The organism is Flavobacterium sp. (assembly GCF_044368995.1).
Lineage (GTDB): Bacteria > Bacteroidota > Bacteroidia > Flavobacteriales > Flavobacteriaceae > Flavobacterium.
Map to the genome: position 1 here is coordinate 1 of NZ_JBIPMS010000163.1, position 2,930 is coordinate 2,930.

Here is a 2,930-nt window from a genome sequence, read left to right on the forward strand (position 1 = left end):
CCTTAGCTACCCCATCTGGTGCGGGTGCTATTGCTATTATTCGATTATCAGGTAAAGATGCTATTACTTTAGCTGCCGAAGTATTTGAATCGGTTTCTGGTAAGAATATTGCGACTCAAAAAACACACACTATTCATTTAGGACATATTGTAGACAATACAAAAGTGTATGACCAAGTATTGCTTTCCATATTTAAAGGTCCGAATTCTTATACAGGTGAAAATGTAGTAGAAATTTCATGTCATGGATCTGTTTTTATTCAACAACAAATCATTCAATTATTGCTTCGAAAAGGCGCAAAAATGGCACAAGCAGGAGAATTCACTTTACGTGCGTTTTTAAATGGCAAATTAGACTTGTCTCAAGCTGAAGCTGTTGCTGATTTAATTGCCTCTGATAACGAAGCAAATCATCAAATCGCGATGCAACAAATGAGAGGAGGTTTTAGTAATGAGATTTCAAAACTGCGTGAAGAATTATTAAATTTTGCCTCTTTAATTGAATTGGAATTAGACTTTGCAGAGGAAGATGTTGCTTTTGCAGACAGAAAGGCATTTGAAGAATTATTAACTCGAATTGAATTTGTTTTAAAAAGATTAATAGATTCTTTTGCAGTAGGTAATGTAATTAAAAACGGCATTCCTGTAGCCATCGTAGGCGAACCAAATGTAGGAAAATCAACACTTTTGAATGCGTTATTGAACGAGGAACGTGCTATTGTTTCTGATATTGCTGGAACAACCCGAGACACCATTGAAGATGAACTAGTAATTGATGGTATCGGTTTCAGATTTATTGATACCGCTGGTATTAGAGAAACGAAAGACGTAGTAGAAAGCATCGGTATTCAAAAAACATTTGAGAAAATTGAACAAGCGCAAGTGGTTTTATATTTAGTCGAAAGTCAAATGTCGAATGTCGAAAGTATAGTACCGCATATTAACGAAATAAAACAAGAACATCCTGAAAAGCCAATTATTGTTATATTTAACAAAGTTGATTTACTTTCAGAGAATAAAATAACAGAAATTTCGACTCTTGTTTCGACTTTAGACTTTAGACTTTCGACTATTTTTATTTCTGCCAAACAAAAAACAGGTATTGATGAACTTAAAACTACCCTTCTCTCTTTTGTAAACACTGGTGCATTACGAAATAATGAAACCATTGTAACGAATACACGCCATTACGATTCTTTATTAAAAGCTTTAGAGGAAATTCAGAAAGTAAAATGGGCATTAGATGCCGGAATTTCTTCTGATTTAATAGCCATTGATATTAAAACCGCCTTATATTTCTTTGGTGAAATAACTGGTGAAGTAACTAACGATGAGTTACTTGGTAATATTTTTGCTAATTTCTGTATCGGAAAGTAACAAAAAAACACCAATTTAAAAAAATTGGTGTTTTGAAAAATACAAAACTATGATTTAATCTTCGTCCGTTTCTCCGGTCATATTTGTTTCTGAATTAGTTCCAACGGTTGCGTTCGCTCTAATTTCTGTATGACGAACCTCTCCTCCTGTTGTACCCGTTTGTTTTCCAAAAAACACCGCTACTAAAGCGACAACAAAAGCAAAATAAGAAACTAAATTTGCTTTAGCATGATTTCTAAGATTCAAAAATAATCCAACTAAAGAAATTCCAGCCAAAACATATAAGACTAAAGCCAATTTTTCAGCCATTTCTTCATGTTCATGAATGATTTGGTCTGTTACAGACGGTAATTTTTCAGCAATTTCTTCTGCACCTTCTCCGGTAAACATGCTCGCAAAACCGAAAATGGCTGAAATACAGAAAAGTACGTACGCTACATTTTTAATAACATTTTTTTTCATTACAATTCCTGTAATTAAAATTCCTAATCCAAAAATTGTCCCAATAATTGGAAAGTGGTTTACCACCATGTGTAAATGTGCATCGTTCATAATATTATATTTATTTAAAGTTACTTTAAAGTTAATTTACTGTATATTTGACTATACTAATCCGTTATACTTTCTGGTAAACCATTCGATAGTTAAAGATACAACAATAATAACTAACAACCACAAGGAATCAATTAAAGGGGATTTTTTAATTATAGTTTTTTCTAATGGTAAATACGTATTTTTTTGAAGTAATTTCTGAATTAAATTTTGTATTCGATTAGGAAATATAATTTCTCCGTTATTCTGATTGGCTAACTGTTGCAATTTTGAAACATCAGGGTTGACAAATTGTTTTTCAACATCAAAATCTAAAACCTCAAAAGTTCCATTATAACTGGCATTACTAGACGTCTCTTTTATTTGAAACGTATATTTTCCTGGAGTTAAACCATCAAAAATAGCTTTATATCCATTATTTGCTTTTGAAAAATTATAATTTTTTATTGCCTTAGTGTCTTTGTTTGCTAAATTAATAGTCAAATTTGCATTTTCCTCTAACTCATAACTTTTATTGAAATATTGTGCGAATATCTCAATTGTTTCACCAGAGTTATAAAAACTTTCATGTTGCACCAAAAGCGATTTTTTTGTAAAATTTGAAGATAAATACTGAATAATCTTATCAATAAATAGATCATATTTCTCGTAAGATTGATTGAATACAAAACTTTCCATACGCCACTTCCAAGAATTTTCACCAAATAAGTAAGCATTTCTGCTATTCCCTTTTTCAGAAAAAGTTAAAATAGGATTACCAACTTCAATGCCGTTTACTTTTGCAGAAAGCAAGGTATTAATACTTCCTTTTTCAGTAATCTTTCCAAAAGGATTTTCTAAGGGTGGAAATTGTGAAAATTGAATGTCATTTTGTGTAAAAAGATTAAAATCGGATACAAATGAAGGGGAGAAATCTTCTTTTTTATTCGTTAATTTAAAAACCAAATCGGATTGCATTTGATTTAAAAAATTAAAATCAGTTGCCATTCCGGTTACAATAAA

The 2,930-nt window shown here is 31.2% G+C and carries 2 protein-coding genes and 1 pseudogene; 1 reads left to right on the forward strand and 2 read right to left on the reverse strand.

Going from position 1 to position 2,930, the window contains the following annotated elements; all coding sequences use genetic code 11:
- The coding region (gene mnmE / locus ACIQ2I_RS08820) for a tRNA uridine-5-carboxymethylaminomethyl(34) synthesis GTPase MnmE (RefSeq protein WP_396182042.1) at positions 1-1,376 on the forward strand (1,376 nt) is incomplete at its 5' end.
- Between the two features lie 54 nt (positions 1,377-1,430).
- Here the strand turns inward: mnmE and ACIQ2I_RS08825 are convergent.
- The gene (locus ACIQ2I_RS08825) at positions 1,431-1,928 is read right to left on the reverse strand and encodes a hypothetical protein (RefSeq protein ID WP_396182043.1); all 498 of its coding nucleotides are present in this window, start codon (positions 1,926-1,928) and stop codon (positions 1,431-1,433) included.
- Positions 1,929-1,979: 51 nt separating this feature from the next.
- Positions 1,980-2,930, reverse strand: a pseudogene (locus ACIQ2I_RS08830) (hypothetical protein); the annotation flags it as partial.

Bases quoted from the DNA above. Each gene is read 5' to 3' on its own strand.
- ACIQ2I_RS08825 (WP_396182043.1), bottom strand. From the start codon at position 1,928: ATGAACGATGCACATTTACACATGGTGGTAAACCACTTTCCAATTATT.